General features: G+C 69.7%; 11 protein-coding genes and 3 tRNA genes. 5 read left to right on the top strand and 9 right to left on the bottom strand.

Translation table 11 applies throughout. The features are described 5' to 3' along the window. Positions 1-456: 456 nt before the first annotated feature. The 4 genes from ACWEFL_RS06215 to ACWEFL_RS06230 all read right to left on the bottom strand — a co-directional run bounded on the left by ACWEFL_RS06215 (position 457) and on the right by ACWEFL_RS06230 (position 4,578). Positions 457-2,607, bottom strand: coding sequence for an ABC transporter permease (locus ACWEFL_RS06215; protein WP_451708166.1), 2,151 nt, complete (start codon positions 2,605-2,607; stop codon positions 457-459). Beyond that, positions 2,604-3,419: a molybdate ABC transporter substrate-binding protein gene (gene modA / locus ACWEFL_RS06220; RefSeq protein WP_451708169.1), complete on the bottom strand. Its 816-nt coding sequence runs from the start codon at positions 3,417-3,419 to the stop codon at positions 2,604-2,606. The genes ACWEFL_RS06215 and modA overlap by 4 nt, the downstream gene beginning before the upstream one ends. A 225-nt stretch (positions 3,420-3,644) precedes the next feature. Continuing rightward, positions 3,645-4,040, bottom strand: coding sequence for a TOBE domain-containing protein (locus ACWEFL_RS06225; protein WP_451708172.1), 396 nt, complete (start codon positions 4,038-4,040; stop codon positions 3,645-3,647). Between the two features lie 316 nt (positions 4,041-4,356). Beyond that, positions 4,357-4,578: a hypothetical protein gene (locus ACWEFL_RS06230; protein WP_451708174.1), complete on the bottom strand. Its 222-nt coding sequence runs from the start codon at positions 4,576-4,578 to the stop codon at positions 4,357-4,359. A gap of 363 nt (positions 4,579-4,941) precedes the next feature. Between ACWEFL_RS06230 and ACWEFL_RS06235 the strand changes: the two genes are divergently transcribed. Further along, positions 4,942-5,517, top strand: a complete 576-nt coding sequence (locus ACWEFL_RS06235; protein WP_451708177.1) for a DUF4352 domain-containing protein — start codon at positions 4,942-4,944, stop codon at positions 5,515-5,517. A gap of 277 nt (positions 5,518-5,794) precedes the next feature. Here ACWEFL_RS06235 and ACWEFL_RS06240 read toward each other — a convergent pair. The 3 genes from ACWEFL_RS06240 to ACWEFL_RS06250 form a co-directional block, all read right to left on the bottom strand. Further along, a tRNA-Ile gene (locus ACWEFL_RS06240) sits at positions 5,795-5,868 on the bottom strand. 181 nt (positions 5,869-6,049) lie between these two features. Next, positions 6,050-6,122, bottom strand: a tRNA-Asn gene (locus tag ACWEFL_RS06245). A gap of 5 nt (positions 6,123-6,127) precedes the next feature. Next, positions 6,128-6,200: transfer RNA gene (locus ACWEFL_RS06250), tRNA-Asn, on the bottom strand. Between the two features lie 181 nt (positions 6,201-6,381). Between ACWEFL_RS06250 and ACWEFL_RS06255 the strand changes: the two genes are divergently transcribed. The 4 genes from ACWEFL_RS06255 to ACWEFL_RS06270 all read left to right on the top strand — a co-directional run bounded on the left by ACWEFL_RS06255 (position 6,382) and on the right by ACWEFL_RS06270 (position 12,306). Further along, entirely contained in the window at positions 6,382-6,681 is a 300-nt protein-coding gene (locus ACWEFL_RS06255) for a YtxH domain-containing protein (protein ID WP_451708180.1), read from the top strand. A 36-nt stretch (positions 6,682-6,717) separates the two neighbouring features. Next, a complete protein-coding gene (locus tag ACWEFL_RS06260; protein WP_451708181.1) occupies positions 6,718-8,181 on the top strand; it encodes an FGGY family carbohydrate kinase in 1,464 nt (487 codons plus the stop codon). Positions 8,182-8,644: 463 nt separating this feature from the next. Next, positions 8,645-10,378, top strand: coding sequence for an ABC transporter ATP-binding protein (locus tag ACWEFL_RS06265; RefSeq protein ID WP_451708184.1), 1,734 nt, complete (start codon positions 8,645-8,647; stop codon positions 10,376-10,378). Next, positions 10,375-12,306: an ABC transporter ATP-binding protein gene (locus ACWEFL_RS06270; protein ID WP_451708187.1), complete on the top strand. Its 1,932-nt coding sequence runs from the start codon at positions 10,375-10,377 to the stop codon at positions 12,304-12,306. Before ACWEFL_RS06265 ends, ACWEFL_RS06270 begins: the two co-directional genes overlap by 4 nt. Before the next feature lie 273 nt (positions 12,307-12,579). Here the strand turns inward: ACWEFL_RS06270 and ACWEFL_RS06275 are convergent, their stop codons facing one another. Further along, positions 12,580-13,941, bottom strand: a complete 1,362-nt coding sequence (locus ACWEFL_RS06275) for a sigma-70 family RNA polymerase sigma factor (RefSeq protein ID WP_451708190.1) — start codon at positions 13,939-13,941, stop codon at positions 12,580-12,582. Positions 13,942-14,218: 277 nt separating this feature from the next. Further along, the gene (gene dnaG / locus ACWEFL_RS06280) at positions 14,219-16,132 is read right to left on the bottom strand and encodes a DNA primase (protein ID WP_451708192.1); all 1,914 of its coding nucleotides are present in this window, start codon (positions 16,130-16,132) and stop codon (positions 14,219-14,221) included. Between the last annotated feature and the right edge of the window lie 159 nt (positions 16,133-16,291).

Consider the following 16,291-nt stretch of genomic DNA (forward strand, 5'->3'; position numbering starts at 1 on the left):
GGTGGGAGTGGACCCTGAGTGTGTGGCTTCTGCATCAGATGTCTTTCCATCCAGGGCATTGCGGTGGGGGGTTGAGCAGTGCAGTGTAGTGCCGCCCCGGCCCGGATACGGGCGGGTGCTAAAGGCCGCCGAAAGGGAGCGCGTAGTGGTCTATACCGCTCCCTCATTCGAACGGTTGAACAAAACCGCCCCTGTTCGGGCGCGAGGAAACTCACCCTCGCACAACCCGCAGGCATGGAACAAGAGTTCCCGAACCGCCTACCAATAGGAGTCACATCGACATTGAAAAGAACTGCCCCGGTCTTGAACGGAATTGACTGATTTTCCGTATGGCATCCGGGCGTGACCACCCTCGTTTGAGCACGGAGTCGCCGAACACCGGTCGTACACCGATCCGCGTGTACGCATCCGGCCAACTCCCCTGACATCACCGGCCGTTCACTGATGCCGGAGCGATCAGAGTGTGACGATCACGGCCTCCGTCGCCTTGACGCTCGTCCACACCTCGGTCCCGTCGGCGAGCTCCAGCTCCGCCGCGGCCTCTGGAGTGATCTCCGCCACCACGTCGGGCGCCTCGGGCGAACTCACCAGAACGCGCAGCCTGCTGCCGCTCGCGGTGATCTCCCGTACCGTCCCAGGCCAGACGTTGCGCGGACTGCCGCCCGGCTTCCGCGTATGCACGGAGACGGCCTCGGGCGCGATGATCGCCAGGGCCTCCGTGCCGGCGGGCAGGGGCTCGGCCACCACGAGAACTCCGCCGCCGGGCAGACGAAGCCCGTTCTCCGTGGCGGTGCCGGGCCAGGCGTTGCGGCCGAGCATCCTGGCCACCCACGGGGAGCGCGGATGGCGGGTGACCTCGACGGGCGGCGCGTCCTGGACCGCGCGGCCCTCCTCCAGGACGAGTACCCGGTCCGCGAGGGAGACCGCCTCCACCGGATCGTGCGTGACGATCAGACACACTCCGCCGAAACCGGCGAGATGGCCGCGGAGGGTGTGCCTTACCCGGGCACGGGTGGTCTGGTCGAGCGCGGCGAGCGGTTCGTCGAGCAGCAGCAGCCGGGGGCGGGCGGCCAGCGCACGGGCCAGGGCGACGCGCTGGGCCTGACCGCCGGAGAGCTGGGCGGGTCTGCGGTGCCCGAGGTGGCCCACCCCGAGCCGGTCGAGCCACTCCTGCGCGCTGCGGCGGGCCTCGGCACGCGGCACGCCGTGCGCGCGGAGGCCGTACGCCGTGTTGCCGAGGGCGCTCAGATGCGGGAAGAGCGCGCCGTTCTGCGGGACCCACGCGACGCCACGGCGGTGCGGCGGCAGCCCCGTCACATCGTCGTCGCCGAGGCGGAGTACCTCGGCACGGGCCCGTGGGGTCAGGCCGAGCAGGGCGCGGAGCAGGGTCGTCTTGCCCGCGCCGTTGGGGCCGACGACGGCGATGGTGGTGCCGGGGTCGGCGTCGAGGGTGAGACGGGTGAAGCCGGTGACCTCGGCGCGGAGGGACCAGGTCCGGAGGGAATCCACGGCGGGCCGAGGGGAGGCCGCCGGTGCCGTGCGGTCGCGCTCCGTGCGGTCGCGTTGGGTACGGTCGTGCTCCGTACGGGCCGACTCGTTGAGGTGCGATTCACCGCGGTACGACTCACCGCGGTACGACTCACCGCGGTACGACTCACCGCGGTACGACTCACCGCGGTACGACTCACCGCGGTACGACTCACCGCGGTCCGGCTTGTCGGAGTCCGCTTCCGCGTCGTTCGCCGCCGCGCGGTCCGCCGTGTCACGGTCCGCCGTCGCGCCGCCCGTCCACCGGCCCCGCAGGGCGATCAGCACCGCCATCGCGATGGCGAGCAGCAACAGGGACACCGAGGTCGCCGCCTCGGGTTCCTCCTGGAGGAGCAGATACACCTGGAGGGGCAGCGTCTGGGTCGCACCGGGCAGATTCCCGGCGAAGGTGATCGTCGCCCCGAACTCCCCCAGCGCCCGCGCCCAGGTGAGCGCGGCGCCGGCGATCAGCCCGGGGGCCACCATGGGCAGGGTGACGGTGAAGAACACCCGTACGGGAGAGGCCCCGAGGGAGGCGGCGGTCTCCTCGTAACTCGGGCGCAGTCCGCCCAGCGCGCCTTCGAGGCTGATGACGAGGAACGGCATCGCGACGAAGGTCGCCGCGACCACCGCACCCGACGTGTGGAACGGCAGGGTGACCCCGAAGGTGTCCTCCAGCCAGGGGCCGATGAGCCCCCGCCGTCCGAAGCCGAGGAGCAGCGCCACACCGCCGACGGTGGGCGGCAGGACCATCGGGAGCATCACCAGGGAGCGTACGAGCGCCTTCCCCGGAAAGCTGACACGGGCCAGCAGCCAGGCCAGCGGCACCCCCAGCACCAGGGAGAGCCCGAGCGCGGCGAAGGAGACGACGAGCGACAGTTCGAGCGCCTCGGTGACGCCCGGACTGCTCAGATGGGTGCCCAGTTCGCCCCATTCGGTGCGGACCAGGATGCCGAGCAGGGGCAGCAGCAGAAACGCGATGGCGAGCAGCGCGGGCACGGCCAGCGCGACGGGAACGCGGTTACCCCTACGACTGGCACCGCCGACACCGCCGGCACCGGCACGCCATCCGGCGGTCACGGCTGCTGGAACCCGGCGTCCTGGAGGATCTTCTGCGCCGCGGGGCCGCTCAGCCAGGTGACGAACGCCTCGGCCGCGGACGGGTTCTTGGACGCCTTGAGTGCCGCGGCCGGGTACTCGGCGATGGCGTTCTGCGCGTCCGGGATCTCGACCGCGTCGACCTTGTCGGGAGCGCTGGACGCGTCCGTCTTGTAGACGAGACCGGCGTCGGCCTCGCCCAGCTCGACCTTGCTCAGCACGGCGCGCACATTGGGCTCCTGTGAGACCGGCTTCACCACGATCTTCTGGGCGTCCAGAATCTGCTGGCTGTAGCGGCCCGCCGGGACCTGGGGCGCGGCGAGCACGACCTTCAGCTGCGGATCGGCCAGATCCGCCAGTCCGTCCACCTTCTTGGGGTTGCCCTCGGCGGTGGCGATGACGAGCCGGTTCTTGGCGATGACGTCGGGCGTCGTGGTGTCGGCCTTCAGCCCGTCCATGGTCTTGGTGTCGGCGGTGACCAGCGCGTCGGCGGGGGCGCCCTGTCTGACCTGCGCCGCCAGTTCCTGGGACCCGGCGAAGGAGAACGTGACCTTGGTACCGGGGTTGGCCTTCTCGTACGCCGCACCCGCCGTCTTGAACACATTGGTGAGGGAGGCGGCGGCCAGCACGGTCAGTTCGGCCTTGGGCGGACCGCTCGCCGTGCCGGTGGCTTCGCCGCCCGCGTCGTCCTTCGGGTCGTCGCTGCCGCAGGCGGCGAGCGGTATGAGGAGGGCGGCCGTCAGCACGGCCGCGGCGGCGCGGCGACGGGTGAGGGTGAGGGAGCCGGCGGACATGAGGTGGGCACTCCTTGGTGAAGCCTCGGTGATGCGGGGAATCGGTCCACGCGGGGGCGGTCGTCGGGCGTATCCGTGTACGGGTCCGGAAACGCGGTCCGGATCCGCGGGTCCGGGCGGCTCTCGGATCCGGCTCTGCGGGCCCTGCCGTGGAGGTACCGGCGCACGGTCGGTTCGGAATCGGGCGGAATCGGCCTGGATCGGTCTGGATCAGTCGCGGTCGGCTCAGGGACGGTCGATGTGCACGCTGGTCGACTTCACACGAGCCGTCGCCTGGATGCCGACCTCCAGCCCCAGCTCCTCGACGGCCTCCCGGGTCAGCAGGGACACCAGCCGGTGCGGTCCGGCCTGGATCTCCACCTGTGCGGCGATGTCGCCGAGTTTGACCGCGGTGACGATGCCCGGAAACGCGTTACGGGCGGAGGTGTAGGAGCCGTCCTCGTCCCCCATGCCGCTCTGGGCGACCTCGACGGAGAAGGCGGCCAGATCCCGGCCGTCGATGAGCCGTCGCCCGCTCTCGTCGCGGTGCGTCGCGACCTTTCCCGCGTCCGCCCAGCGGCGCGCGGTGTCGGGACTGACGCCCAGCAGACGCGCGGCCTGACCGATCGTGTAGGACTGCATATGCGACACGGTAGGCATCATTGGATCGCATTTACAAGGCTTGACCTCTGTTTTCATGGCGAATGCGGCCCCAAAGGGAAAGAGGGCGCGAGCCTCCGGAAGGAGCCGAATCCCTTGCCTCGACCCCACCCCGGCACGGCGTCCGCGATCGCCTGGGCGCCCTTCGCCGAGATCACGGACGAGGATCCGGAGCCCTTGACCGCGAGCGCTCCGGCGTCGCGGAGCCCGCCCGACCGGCTCGGCACTGCACCGGGCGCGCCGCCGGGCGCGCGAACCACCGGCGCGAAGCCCGCCGACCGCTCGGCATCCCGCCGATTCAGCCCTCGGCCTGCTCCTGACGCTCCGGCTGCGGATACCGCACCTTCGCCTTGAGCGCCTTCTCCACGTCGTAGCGGTTCTGCCCGGTGGCCGCGGCATGCGCGGTGATCGCTTCCTGTACGGCCTGCGCTGTCCCGATCGTCAGCTCTCCCGCCTGGATCTCCGACCACGCCCGGGTCTCCAGCGCCACCAGCTCTTCATTCAGATCGATTTCAGCCATGGCCGAAATCCTATGCCTTCATATCCCCATATCCCGCTATCCCCATATCCCGGCCGACCGACGGCAGCACGCGCTGTCAGTGCCTCCCCCTACGCTGAAACACGTCCCTATCCACGCTCTGGCTGCGCGCGACACGGACCCGGAGGCCGGACCCGACAGCGCTGGTCCGGCCTCCACCACGCGCAGGGGTCATGCGGGACGGACAGGGCCAGTCCAAGCGGCCGCCGCACCACCTACGTGGACAGATCCGGACCCGGTCGTACGCGAGCCGCCCGCCGGTCACGATCGGGACACCTCCCCACCCGCGCTACGAACCCCGGCGCATGATGTGCCCCTCTCATCACGCACAGTCCTGGGGGGACCATGCGCACCACCACCACGGCCACCACCACCGTCGCGCTCCTCATCACGCTCACCGCCTGTGGAGGCGACGGGACCGCGAAGCCCGCGGCGACGGTCACCGTCACACAGACCGTCACACCTGACGTGCGACCCGCGGCCGCCGAACCCGACACGGTCCTCGAAATGGGCACCAAGAAGGACATTGCCGAGCCCGAGAACAAACTTCACATCACCGTCCAGGCACTCGCCTACCAACAGCCGTACAAGGGACCCCAGCCCCAGCCACCGCAGGACTTCCAAGGCGGCGACACCTGGGCAACGGCAGACATCAAGGTCTGCAACATCAAGGGCGCCGACGTCTCCGTCAGTCAGTTCCCCTGGTCACTCGCCTACAGCGACGGCACCAGCGTCGAGATCACCGGATCCTCGGGCGGCGACATGCCGAAGCCCGAGTTTCCCATGGACAAGACCCTCAAACCAGGACGATGTGCGCGCGGCCTGATCGCCTTCCCGGTACCCGGCGACACACGCCCCGAGTACCTCGTCTATGAACCGGAGGAGTCCAGGCCGACCGAATGGGCCATTCCCGCCAAGTAGGCGCAGGAGGTGTGCGCCTGTGGCCGGTAACCCCTGCAACAGGTGCTCCCGGCACAGGCCGACCCTGGTCCGTGCAACGGGTGCTCCTGGCACAGGCCAGCCCTGGTCCGATCGCGCCCCGTCGCAGACAGGCCGGGGCTCTTCCCGGTCCTGATCGCTTCCGCTCGGGCCGACAGGGGCCGACGAATGATCTTCAACGTTCCGTGCGCGCCGCGTTCGGAATTGCCCGCTCTCCCGCTCTGACCGGCCTGAACGATTCTTCACGCATAGTGCTCGGTGGGGCGGGTGGGACTCGAACCCACGGCCGACGGATTATGAGTCCGCTGCTCTAACCGGCTGAGCTACCGCCCCTAACGGCGCGTCGCGCACAAATGTGCGCGCCGTCTGCCGCAGCATAGCCGCTCATACGATCTCCTGCCTCGAATGGTCGGCAACACTCGACCATGAAGACCGCGCTGAACCCTGCCTGGTTCCCAAAGTCACCCGGACCACACGAAAAAGGACCCGCTTGGGGGTCCTGTTCCGACATCTGCTCCCCCGGCTGGACTCGAACCAGCAACCCTCCGGTTAACAGCCGAATGCTCTGCCAATTGAGCTACAGGGGACCGCGCTCCCCCGACTGGACTCGAACCAGTAACCTGCCGGTTAACAGCCGGCTGCTCTGCCAATTGAGCTACAGGGGATTGCTGCGTTGCATCGAACGTACCTGCCCTGGGTCCTCCCGAGGGGCGTGTGTCCGCTGCGACACATACATTAGCGCAAGCAGGGGGGTGCTCCGCCAATCGGTATGGTCCCTGGGTGATCACGGTTCGCGCCGGGTAGGCGGGCATGCACCGACGTACGTCTCGGAAGGGTGGCAGAGCCATGCGGTACAAGCTCACGTTCGTCGTCGGACTGGCCCTCGGCTATGTGATCGGAACCCGGGCCGGCCGCGAACGCTACGAGCAGTTGAAGAAGTCCGTACGGCAGTTCTCCCAGAACCCGGCGGTCCGCAACGCCGCCGAGAGCGCTGCGCAGAACAGCAGGCAGGCGGCGGGCAAGGCGTTCCACGCCGTCACCGACAAGGTCGGCGACCGGATGCCGGAGTCCGTCGCGGAGCGGGTCCGGTCCCTGCGGGAGCGCTCGTCGAACGGCGAGGACGACTGGGGAACCAGCAACACATGACGCCGACGCTCCTCGGGTGCGGCAGAATCCTTGTCCATGGGGATAGTCGCCGGCTTGGACAGTTCGTCTGCCTTCACACGGATCGTTGTCTGTGACACGGACTCGGGTGCCGTGCTGCGGCAGGGCTACGCGCCGCACGCGGTGGACCCGAAGGCCACCGAGATCGACCCGCAGGCGTGGCTGCTCTCGCTCGGGGAGGCCGCCGCGGGCGGGCTGCTGGAGGGCGTGCAGGCCATCGGGGTCTCGGCGCAGCAGCACGGACTCGTACCGCTCGACCAGCAGGACGCTCTCGTACGGCCTGCTCTGCTCGGCAACGACAAGCGCGCGCAGGTCGCCGCGGCGGATCTGATCGACGCGCTGGGCGGACGGCAGGCGTGGGCGGAGGCCGTCGGGTCCGTACCGCAGGCGTCGCATCCCGTGGCGAAGCTCCGCTGGATGGCCCGGTCCGAGCCGCAGGCCGCGCAGCGGGTGGCGTCCGTGCTGCAGCCGCACGACTGGCTGGTGTGGCAGCTGCTGGGGCGGCCCGCCCGCAGGACCACCGATCGCGGCGGCGCTTCCAGCACCGGTTACTGGTCGGCGGGCACCGGTTCCTACCGGTCCGATCTGGTGGAGCTGGCGCTCGGGCACGAGTGCGCGCTGCCCGAGGTCCTCGGTCCCGCCGACGCGGCCGGGACCACGCCCGAGGGGCTGCTGATCTCCGCCGGGACCGGCGAGACGATGGCGGCGGCGTTCGGCCTGGGCGTGGGCGTCGGTGACGCGGTGGTGTCCCTCGGGGCGTCCGGCTCCGTGATGGCCGTGCACCATGAGGCGCTGGCCGACCCGAGCGGAATGATCACGTCGTACGCCGACGCCACCGGAATGCACCTTCCGGTGGTCCACACCCTGAACGCCGTACGCGCCCTGCGCGGCACCGCCGAGCTGCTCGGCCTCGATGATCTCGACGCCCTCTCCGACCTGGCGATGAAGTCCACACCGGGCTCGTCGGGGCTGGTGCTGCTGCCGTATCTGGAAGGCGAGCGCACTCCTCGGCTCCCCCACACCGCCGGGACCCTGAGCGGGCTGCGCCGCGAGTCGATGAAGCCCGAGCATCTGGCGCGGGCCAGTTTCGAGGGGATGCTCTGCTCGCTCGCCGACGCGATGGACGTGCTGCGCGGGCGAGGCGTGGAGGTGCGCCGGGTCTTTCTGCTGGGTGCGAGCGCCGGACTGCCCGCCGTTCAGGCCGCCGCGCCCGGCATTTTCGGTGCGCAGATCGTCGTACCGCAGCCCGCCGACTACGCGGCGCTGGGCGCGGCCCGGCAGGCCGCGTGGGCGCTGGGCGTCTCGCAGGGTTCGCTGTCGCCCGCGGCCCCGCCGACCTGGCAGGCCGCGACGGTGCAGGTACTGGAGCCCGGTGACGAGGCGGCGGTGGGGCAGGCCGTACGCCAGCAGTACAGCGCGACCCGGGACCAGCTCCACCCCGGAGCGTTCGCGCCGCCGCCGGAGATCCAGGCCGCCCCGTAGCACGGCCGGCTTCCGGGAGACGCCGCCCGCCCGCCGGGAACCGCCGCCTGCCGGAGAGGCCGTCCCCGTACGGCGAAGGAACCGTCCCCGTCGGGGGAATCGGCCGCTTCGGAAGAACTTCGGAATTCGGAAGAACTCCAGAAGAAGCAGAAGAAGCAGAAGAAGGGGAGAAGCGCCCACTTTCGGCGGCGCGACGCGACGCGGAAACGGTTCTGTGGAGCAGCCGTCTTTCCGCCGGAGCGCCGCGTGGCGGCCCCGGTCGCGCCTGTCCCGGCCCGGTCCTTCTTGACCCGGCTCTTCTTGACCCGGCCTTGAAAATATTCTCCTGGGGTTCGCGGCCTCGGTGACGGAAGATGGTTCGGGGCGTCCCAGTTCCGGACCGGGCTTGACCTCGAGCGAGGTTGAGGGTCCATGCTGCTCACAAGCCCCCGGACCCCGACTCGCCGACCCCGAGAGACAGCGCGTGCTGATAAAACTGCTGCGGACGTATCTGCGTCCGTACAAGAGAACGATCGCCCTGCTGGTGGCGCTGCAACTGCTCCAGACCAGTGCGAACCTCTATCTGCCCACTCTCAACGCCGACATCATCGACGACGGCGTCGTGAAGGGCGATACGGGAACCATCCTCCGGCTCGGCGCTTTCATGATCGGCGTCAGTGTGGTGCAGGTGCTCTGCAACATCGGAGCCGTCTACTTCGGCGCGCGCACCGCCTCCGCCCTCGGGCGTGATGTGCGGGCCGCCGTCTTCGACCGGGCTCAGAGCTTCTCCGCGCGCGAGGTCGGGCACTTCGGAGCCGCCTCCCTGATCACCCGTACGACCAATGACGTCCAACAGGTGCAGATGCTGGTCCTGATGGCGTTCACCCTGATGGTCTCCGCCCCGATCATGTGCATCGGCGGGATCGTCATGGCGCTCGGCCAGGATGTGACGCTCTCCGCCGTGCTGCTGGCCGTCGTGCCCGTGCTCGGGGTCTCGGTCGTCCTGATCGTCAGCAGGATGCGGCCGCTGTTCCGCAGCATGCAGGAGCGGCTGGACAACGTGAACCGGGTGCTGCGGGAGCAGATCACCGGCAACCGCGTCATCCGCGCTTTCGTACGCGACGAGTACGAGCAGGGCCGGTTCCGTGAGGCCAACACCGGACTGACCGATGTCTCGCTGGCCACCGGACGGCTGATGGCCCTGATGTTCCCGACCGTGCTGACGGTCGTGAACGTCTCGTCCGTGGCCGTCATCTGGTTCGGCGCCCACCGGGTCGACAGCGGCGCGATCCAGATCGGCGCGCTCACCGCGTTCCTCGCCTATCTGATGCAGATCGTGATGGCTGTGATGATGGCCACCTTCATGTTCATGATGGTGCCGCGCGCCGAGGTCTGCGCCGAGCGGATCGAGGAGGTTCTGGCGACGGAGTCGAGCGTGCTGCCGCCGATCCGGCCCGTACGGGAGCTGGATCGGCACGGGCACCTGGAGGTGCGGAACATCGAGTTCTGCTACCCCGGCGCCGAGGAGTCCGTACTGCGCGACATCTCCCTGGTGGCGCGGCCCGGTGAGACGACCGCGATCATCGGGTCGACCGGAAGCGGCAAGTCCACGCTGCTGGGGCTGGTGCCGAGGCTCTTCGACGCCACCTCCGGCGAGGTGTTCGTCGACGGGGTGGACGTACGCGATCTCGACCCGGCGCTGATGGCGCGGACGGTCGGGCTCGTGCCCCAGAGGCCGTATCTCTTCTCCGGCACGGTGGCCACCAATCTGCGGTACGGGCAGCCCGACGCGAGCGACGAGGCACTGTGGCGGGCGCTGGAGGTGGCGCAGGCCGCCGACTTCGTACGACAGCTGGAGGGCGGGCTCGACGCGCCCATCGCCCAGGGCGGAACGAATGTCTCCGGTGGACAGCGGCAGCGTCTGGCGATCGCGCGGACGCTGGTGCAGCGGCCGGAGATCTATCTTTTCGACGACTCGTTCTCGGCACTCGACTACGCCACGGACGCGGCGCTGCGCAGAGCGCTGGCCGAGGAGACCGCCGAGTCGACGGTGGTGATCGTGGCACAGCGGGTCTCCACCATCCGGGAGGCGGACCGGATCGTGGTTCTGGACGAAGGGCGGGTCGTGGGAGCGGGAACGCATCACGAGCTGATGGAGAGCAATGAGACCTACCGAGAGATCGTTCTCTCGCAGCTGACGGAGGCTGAGGCCGCATGAGCGGGCCGGGCGGACGCATCATGATGGGCCCGGTCGAACGGTCCCTGGACTTCAAGGGCACGGGCAAGCGGCTGCTGAAGCAGCTGGCGCCGGACCGTGCGCTGCTGTGGCTGATGCTCGTGGCGGCCGTGCTGAGCGTGGGCTTCTCGGCGGTCGGGCCGATGGTGCTGGGCTGGGCGACCGACCTGGTCTTCGCCGGTGTCGTCGGCCGGAGCATGCCGGAGGGGACCAGTAAGGGCGAGGCGATCGACGGGCTGAGGTCGGACGGGGAGAACGGGCTCGCCGACATGCTCTCCGGGGTCGGCTTCACCCCCGGCCGTGGCATCGACTTCCCCGCCGTCGGCGAGATCCTGCTGCTGGCGCTCGCGTTGTTCGTGGTCTCCGGGCTGCTGGCGCTGGTCGCGAGCCGTCTGTCGATCAAGGTGATCAACCGGGTCGTGTACCGGATGCGCGAGGATGTGCAGGCCAAGCTCTCCCGGCTGCCGCTCTCGTACTTCGACCGGGCCAAGCGCGGCGAGGTGCTCAGCCGGGTCACCAACGACATCGACAACATCTCGCAGACCCTGCAGCAGACGTTGGGCCAGCTGATCAACTCGCTGCTGACGATCGTGGGCGTGCTCGCGATGATGTTCTGGATCTCGCCGCTGCTGGCGCTGGTCGCGCTGGTGACGGTCCCGGTGTCGGTCTACGTGGCGGCCAAGGTCGGCAAGCGGTCGCAGCCCCATTTCGTCCAGCAGTGGCAGTCGACCGGGAAGCTCAACGCCCATATCGAGGAGATGTACACCGGTCATACGCTGGTGAAGGTCTTCGGGCGGCAGGAGGAGTCGGCGAAGGACTTCGCCGAGCAGAACGAGGCGCTGTACGAGGCCGGCTTCAAGGCGCAGTTCAACAGCGGGATCATGCAGCCGCTGATGTTCTTCGTCTCGAACCTGAACTATGTGCTGGTGGCGGTGGTCGGCGGGCTGCGGGTCGCGTCCGGCAATCTGTCGATCGGTGATGTGCAGGCGTTCATCCAGTACTCCCGGCAGTTCTCGATGCCGCTGACGCAGGTGGCGTCGATGGCGAACCTGGTGCAGTCGGGCATCGCGTCCGCGGAGCGGGTCTTCGAGCTGCTGGACGCCGAGGAGCAGGAGGCTGACGCCGAGTCGACCGGGACCGTGGGGCGGCCGATGGGGAAGGTCTCACTGGAGAAGGTGGCGTTCCGGTACGACCCGCAGACGCCGCTCATCGAGGACCTGTCGCTGACCGTGGAGCCGGGCCAGACGGTGGCGATCGTCGGTCCGACGGGCGCGGGCAAGACCACGCTGGTCAATCTGCTGATGCGGTTCTACGAGGTCACGGGCGGCCGGATCAGTCTCGACGGCGTCGACATCGCGAAGATGCCGAGGCAGGAGCTGCGTTCCCGGATCGGCATGGTGCTCCAGGACACGTGGCTGTTCGGCGGCACGATCGCGGAGAACATCGCGTACGGGGCCTCCCGTGAGGTGACGCGCGAGGAGATCGAGGAGGCGGCGCGGGCCGCGCACGCGGACCGGTTCATCCGGACGCTGCCCGACGGCTACTCCACCGTGATCAGCGACGACGGGTCCGAGGGCTCGGGTGTCAGCGCGGGCGAGAAGCAGCTGATCACCATCGCGCGGGCGTTCCTCTCCGATCCGGTGATCCTGGTGCTCGACGAGGCGACCAGCTCGGTCGACACCCGTACCGAGGTGCTGATCCAGAAGGCGATGGCGCGGCTGGCCCATGGCCGTACGAGCTTCGTCATCGCGCACCGGCTCTCCACCATCCGGGACGCGGATGTGATCCTGGTGATGGAGAACGGGGCGATCGTCGAACAGGGCACGCATGACGAGCTGCTGGCGGTGGGGGGAGCGTATGCGCGGCTGTACTCGGCGCAGTTCGCGCAGGCGGTCGCGGAGGTGGACTGAGACGGCGGTGCGGGACGGGTCAGGATCCGGGGCGGGTGGTCGTGGGCCGGGGCGGGGCGGGTGGTCGTGGGCCGGTCCGGGGTGGGTTCGCGGCGGGTCCGGGTCCCGGTCGGGTCCCGGTCGGGTCCGGGGCCGGGGGACGGTGTGGGGCGGTCGGGCGGGTGAAGGCGGTCGCGTACGGTCCGTGCGGCTCGTACGGTCCGTGCGGCTCGTACGGTCCGTGCGGCTCGTACGGTCCGTGCGGCTCGTACGGTCCGTGCGGCTCGTACGCGATCAGTCCAGATAGCCGCGCAGTTGGTCCGCGAAGGCGTGGTCGCGCAGCTTGTTGAGGGTTTTGGACTCGATCTGGCGGATGCGTTCGCGTGTCACGCCGAAGATCCTGCCTATCTCCTCCAGGGTGCGCGGCCTGCCGTCGACCAGCCCGTACCGCAGCTGGACGACCTTCCGTTCCCGCTCGCCGAGGGTGGAGAGGACGGCTTCCAGATGCTCGCGCAGCAGCAGGAAGGCCGCCGACTCGACGGGGGACGTCGCGTCACCGTCCTCGATGAGGTCGCCCAGCGCGACGTCCTCCTCCTCGCCCACCGGGGCGTGGAGCGACACCGGTTCCTGGGCGAGCCGCAGTATCTCGCTCACCCGCTCGGGCGCCAGATCGAGGTGGGCCGCGACCTCGTCGGGGGTGGGTTCATAGCCCCGTTCCTGGAGCATCCGGCGCTGCACCCGTACGACTCGGTTGATCAGCTCGACGACATGGACCGGTACCCGGATGGTGCGCGCCTGGTCCGCGAGCGCGCGGGACATGGCCTGGCGGATCCACCAGGTGGCGTAGGTCGAGAACTTGTAGCCGCGCGCGTAGTCGAACTTCTCGACCGCCCTGATCAGACCGAGGTTGCCCTCCTGCACCAGGTCGAGCATCGTCAGTCCGCGGCCGACATAGCGCTTGGCGACGGAGACCACGAGCCGGAGGTTGGCCTCGATGAGCCGGCGCTTGGCCATCCGGCCCAGGACGACGAGCCGGTCGAGGTCGACGGCGAGCGGGGAGTTGTTGATGTCGGGGGTGTTGCCGAGCTTCTCCTCGGCGAAGAGCCCGGCTTCGACCCGGCGCGCGAGTTCCACTTCTTCGACCGCTGTGAGCAGGGGGATTCTGCCGATCTCCCGCAGATACTGGCGGAAGAGGTCGGAGGACGGCCCGCCTCTATCGGTACGGGTGGCGCGCGCGGGTTCCGCTTCCTCCACCGCGTCCTCGACCAGGGGTTCGGGGAACGCTTCGGCCACGGCGGTCCCGAGCACGGTTTCGGGGATGGCTTCCGGATGGTTGCGAGGCATGCTCTGCGCGGGAACGCCCGCGACGGTCTCCGGCTCGTCCAGCTCGTCCGGCGCGTCGGGGCCGTCGACGGCCCCGGTGAGGGGCTGGGCCTCGGTGGCGGTCTGGGCTTCGGTGAGGGTCTGGGTGAGTGTCTCGGCCAGGGTCTGGGTCTGCACGGGGGCGACCTCCAGGGTGATCGCTGCCGGTTCGAGGGCGTGCGGCAGCGGGACGGGGGCGGCCGGGCCGCTGTCCGTCCCGTACACGATGAGCGGATCCGCGGGGGTGAGAGGCCCACTTCGGGTGGGCCGGCCGCGCTCCGAGGACTCAGGCACCGCCCCCCAGTGTGGGGTACGACACAACCCCACCACGAGGGGCGTGCGGTGATTTTCTGAGTCCGGCCCGTGACCGTGCGGTTACCTTCGCGGAAGCCGGAGTGTCCGTCCCTCCCGCCAACTGCGGCGATCGTCCGGGGCGGGTGAATGAGCGGGGCAGTCGAGCGGGGCGGAGAGAACCCGGCTGGGTCCCGGCGAGGGCAGCACGGCTCGGATCGGAGCGCGGCGCACGGAACGCGGCTCGGGTCAGAGCGCGGCGCACGGAACGCGGCTCGGGTCAGAGCGCGTTCGCGCCGTGGTTCCGCAGGGACTGGGCGTACTGCTGGAGCACCCACAGCTCGTTCTGTACGGCGGTGTGGTGCTCGGGGTCGGCGTGCTGGCCGAGCCGGGCGAGGGAGCCCTGCACATCCGCGATCCGCCGGTCGACGGCACGGAGCCTGACCTGGACGAGCTGCACTCCGGCATAGCCCTCGTCCACCGTCCTGGAGTGAACCGCCTCCACGGCCAGCTCGGTGACCAGGGCCCGCACGGTGTCATTGGGCGCGGAGTCCCGCACGCGGGCGAGGTATCCGGGTGCGTCGGCCGTGCCCTGCTCGGCCCCGCCCGCTTCGGCGATGGTCTGGCGGACGGCCGCGTACGGAGGAGCGGTGAACTCGTCCGTGCCGTACGCGTCGAAGGCCGGGGAGACCAGCTCGGGATGCTGGAGCGCGAGCTTCAGCAGCTCGCGCTCGGTGCGGTGGGCGGGGCTGCGGAGGTTGAGCGCCGGCCCGGAAACTCCCGACGGCACGGCGGGGCCCGGATCCTGCTGCCGGCTCGGGGCGCCCGCGCGGGACGGGGCCGGGCCGCGCCCGCCCCGGTCGCGGGCCCAGCGGGCGAGCTGGGCGACCCGCTTGACCACGAACTGGGTGTCGAGGATGCCGACGATGCCGGCGAGCTGCACGGCGGACTCGTGCTGGATCGCGATGTTCTTGATGCCGGCGACGATGGGCGCGGCCTCGTCCAACGCGGCGGCACGACCGGCGGGCGTCTCCAGGTTGTGACGCAGGACGACCTGGCGGATGGCGAACTCGAACAGAGGCGTCCGCGTGTCGACCAGCTTCCACACAGCGTCGTCGCCCTCCGCGAGCCGCAGCTCACAGGGGTCCATCCCGCCGGGCGTGATCGCGATGGACGTCTCGGCGGCGAACTTCTGGTCGTCCTCGAAGGCACGCAGCGCCGCCTTCTGCCCGGCCGCGTCTCCGTCGAAGGTGAAGATCACCTCGGCCGTGGCGTTGTCCATCAGCAGCCGGCGGAGGATCTTGATGTGGTCGCCGCCGAAGGCCGTGCCGCAGGTGGCGATCGCGGTGGTGACGCCCGCGAGGTGGCAGGCCATCACATCGGTGTAGCCCTCGACGACCACGGCCCGGCTGGTCTTGGCGATCTCCTTCTTGGCCAGGTCGATCCCGTACAGCACCTGGGACTTCTTGTAGATGCCGGTCTCGGGGGTGTTGAGGTACTTCGGTCCGTTGTCGCTCTCGTACAGCTTGCGGGCGCCGAAGCCGACGACATCGCCGGAGATGTCCCGAATGGGCCACATCAGCCGGCCGCGGAAGCGGTCGATGGGACCGCGGCGGCCGTCCTGGGAGAGGCCGGAGAGGATCAGCTCCTTGTCGCTGAAGCCCTTGCCCCGCAGATAGCGGGTGAGGTGGTCCCAGCCCTGGGGGCTGTAGCCGACGCTGAAGTGCTGGGCGGCGGCGTGGTCGAAGCCGCGCTCGGCGAGGAACGCGCGGCCCGTCTCGGCCTCGGCGGCGGTCTCCAGCTGTTCGATGTAGAACTGCGCCGCGATCTTGTGCGCCTCCACCAGGCGGATGCGCTCGCCCCGCTGGTGGCTGGGGTTGTACCCGCCCTCCTCGTATCTCAGGGTGATGCCCGCGGTGGCGGCGAGGCGCTCGACCGTCTCGGAGAAGGTGAGATGGTCGATCTTCATGACGAAGGCGATCGTGTCACCACCCTCCTGGCAGCCGAAGCAGTGGAAGAGTCCCTTGCTCGGGCTGACCTGGAAGGAGGGCGACTTCTCGTCGTGGAAGGGGCAGAGCCCCTTCAGATTGCCGCCGCCCGCGTTGCGCAGCTGGAGGTACTCGGACACGACGGCGTCGATCGGGACCGCGTCCCGAACCGCCTTGACGTCGTCATCGTTGATCCTGCCTGCCACGCGTGAAGTCTACGGTGGTGCGGGGACGGTCCGGTCGGCCTGTGGACAACCGTCGCCCGGAGAACGCGCCACCGGGCCGGCGGGCCGGGAAACCGGTCGGGCCGGTCCCCCGGTCCACGCCGTCCCTCGCCCCTCCGGCCCCCGGTCCACGTCGTCCCT

The organism is Streptomyces sp. NPDC004838, assembly GCF_053600955.1.

Bases quoted from the DNA above. Each gene is read 5' to 3' on its own strand.
- modA (WP_451708169.1), bottom strand. From the start codon at position 3,419: ATGTCCGCCGGCTCCCTCACCCTCACCCGTCGCCGCGCCGCCGCGGCC.
- ACWEFL_RS06225 (WP_451708172.1), bottom strand. From the start codon at position 4,040: ATGCAGTCCTACACGATCGGTCAGGCCGCGCGTCTGCTGGGCGTCAGT.
- ACWEFL_RS06230 (WP_451708174.1), bottom strand. From the start codon at position 4,578: ATGGCTGAAATCGATCTGAATGAAGAGCTGGTGGCGCTGGAGACCCGG.
- ACWEFL_RS06235 (WP_451708177.1), top strand. From the start codon at position 4,942: ATGCGCACCACCACCACGGCCACCACCACCGTCGCGCTCCTCATCACG.
- ACWEFL_RS06255 (WP_451708180.1), top strand. From the start codon at position 6,382: ATGCGGTACAAGCTCACGTTCGTCGTCGGACTGGCCCTCGGCTATGTG.
- ACWEFL_RS06260 (WP_451708181.1), top strand. From the start codon at position 6,718: ATGGGGATAGTCGCCGGCTTGGACAGTTCGTCTGCCTTCACACGGATC.
- ACWEFL_RS06270 (WP_451708187.1), top strand. From the start codon at position 10,375: ATGAGCGGGCCGGGCGGACGCATCATGATGGGCCCGGTCGAACGGTCC.